The 2,264-nt window shown below is 41.2% G+C and carries 1 protein-coding gene and 2 pseudogenes; all 3 read left to right on the top strand.

Translation table 11 applies throughout. The annotated features are described in order from the left end of the window. Positions 1 to 261, top strand: a pseudogene (locus DI44_RS0117565) (6-phosphogluconate dehydrogenase (decarboxylating)); the annotation flags it as partial. Between the two features lie 133 nt (positions 262 to 394). Further along, entirely contained in the window at positions 395 to 1,732 is a 1,338-nt protein-coding gene (locus DI44_RS00010) for a glucose-6-phosphate isomerase (RefSeq protein ID WP_033026797.1), read from the top strand. Between the two features lie 368 nt (positions 1,733 to 2,100). Beyond that, positions 2,101 to 2,264, top strand: a pseudogene (locus tag DI44_RS19605) (NAD(P)-dependent oxidoreductase); the annotation flags it as partial.

Raw genomic sequence — 2,264 nt, 5'->3', positions numbered from 1 at the left:
TCATGGCTCATGGAATTAACCGAACGCGCATTTTCAAAAGATGCAAAATTAGAGGAAATTAAAGGAATTATGCATTCTTCCGGTGAAGGGAAATGGACGGTCGAAACGGCTTTAGATCTGCAAACTGCCACTCCTGTCATCGCCATGGCCTTATTGATGCGGTATCGTTCATTAGAAAACGATACATTTACAGGCAAAGTGGTAGCCGCTCTACGCAACGAATTTGGTGGACATGCTGTAGAAAAAAATGAGAAGAAATAAACCGTTATAAGCATTTGAAGCATCTCCAGAAAAAACTTTTAAGGAAATAACATAAAATCCCCTTTCAGACGTAAGGTCCAAAATGATCAATGGACATGCACAGCAAAATTGGAAGAGAAAGGAGAAGTGTTATATGGCTATCTCTTTTGATTACTCTAATGCATTACCATTTATGCAAGAGAATGAACTAGATTATTTAAGCGAATTTGTAAAAGCAGCTCATCATATGCTTCATGAAAAGAAAGGCCCAGGATCGGATTTTCTCGGTTGGGTTGATTGGCCGATCCGCTATGATAAAAACGAATTTTCGCGAATCAAACAAGCTGCTGAAAGAATCCGGAATCATTCAGACGCTCTTGTGGTGATCGGCATTGGCGGATCTTATTTAGGTGCAAGGGCGGCTATTGAAGCATTATCCCATACCTTTCATAACCAAATGAACGATACGACACAAATTTATTTTGCTGGTCAGAATATCAGTTCCACTTATATCTCTCATTTATTAGATGTATTAGAAGGCAAAGATCTGTCTATCAATGTCATTTCTAAATCGGGAACAACGACAGAGCCTGCCATTGCTTTCCGCATTTTCCGTGATTACATGGAGAAGAAATATGGAAAAGAGGAAGCAAGAAAACGGATTTACGTTACTACCGACCGAACAAAAGGAGCATTAAAAAAGCTCGCCGATCAAGAAGGATATGAAACGTTCGTTATTCCGGATGACATAGGCGGGAGATATTCTGTGCTGACAGCAGTTGGGCTATTACCAATCGCTGTAGCTGGACTGAATATTGACCGAATGATGGAAGGGGCAGCATCAGCATATCATAAATATAACAATCCCGATCTTTTAACCAATGAGAGTTATCAGTATGCCGCTGTGCGAAATATTCTGTACCGCAAAGGCAAAGCGATCGAATTATTGGTGAACTATGAGCCATCCCTTCATTATGTATCTGAGTGGTGGAAACAGCTGTTTGGAGAAAGTGAAGGGAAAGATCAGAAAGGACTCTTTCCTGCGTCCGTTGACTTTACAACGGATTTACATTCCATGGGACAATACGTTCAGGAAGGCCGCCGCAATCTGATCGAAACAGTGCTGCATGTCAAGAAACCGCGAATCGAACTGACGATTCAAGAAGATCCAGAAAATATTGATGGATTGAATTTCTTGGCCGGTAAGACACTGGATGAAGTAAACAAAAAAGCTTTCCAAGGCACGCTATTAGCGCATGTAGACGGCGGAGTGCCTAACTTAATTGTTGAACTGGATGAAATGAATGAATACACCTTTGGTGAAATGGTATACTTCTTCGAAAAAGCTTGCGGCATCAGCGGTCATTTACTCGGTGTGAATCCGTTTGATCAGCCGGGAGTGGAAGCTTACAAGAAGAATATGTTTGCCTTACTTGGCAAACCGGGTTTTGAAGATGAAAAAGCGGCTCTCATGAAACGGTTATCTAAATAACGTTTTCTTACCTGTTATCGAGCAGCTATCTTGAAATGAGGCTCTACATCCAAACTACCTGTTTTCCTGAACTCTACAGGAGACAGGTAGTTTCATTTTTCCTGAATTTGATGATAATCTTTTTCCGCATGTAGACCGTTTTCAGCAAGTAAAATCAGTATGTCTAATACAGATCGATAGAGTGTAGGTACATGTACTTTCCAATTTAAAAAAGCCGACTCCAAACGATCACGTGCAATGTGGCCAGCTTTTTTATGCCATTTTTATTCGATTCGTTTCAAAAACATCTATTCGTCAAAAAATGTTAAATATTTTCCTCCCATTGTCCCATACTAACGATGACAAAAATTCACAAGGAGGCATGGACAATGGTTACAAAACAACAAGCAACGCTGCCGCCGCAGCATCAAAACCGCCAGCCAGGTCTGCAAACAGAAATGACCCCGCAGCCTGTTTCCGTGAGTGAACAATACAAAGCAAGCGGGAAATTACATAATAAAGTCGCCATTATTAGCGGCGGCGACAGCGGCAT

Source organism: Geobacillus sp. CAMR5420 (assembly GCF_000691465.1).
In the GTDB taxonomy this organism is placed as follows: Bacteria; Bacillota; Bacilli; order Bacillales; family Anoxybacillaceae; genus Geobacillus; species Geobacillus thermoleovorans.
This window is presented reverse-complemented; position numbering and strand designations above follow the sequence as displayed.

Excerpts from the sequence above, each read along its gene's own strand:
- DI44_RS00010 (WP_033026797.1), top strand. The coding sequence starts at position 395 with ATGGCTATCTCTTTTGATTACTCTAATGCATTACCATTTATGCAAGAG.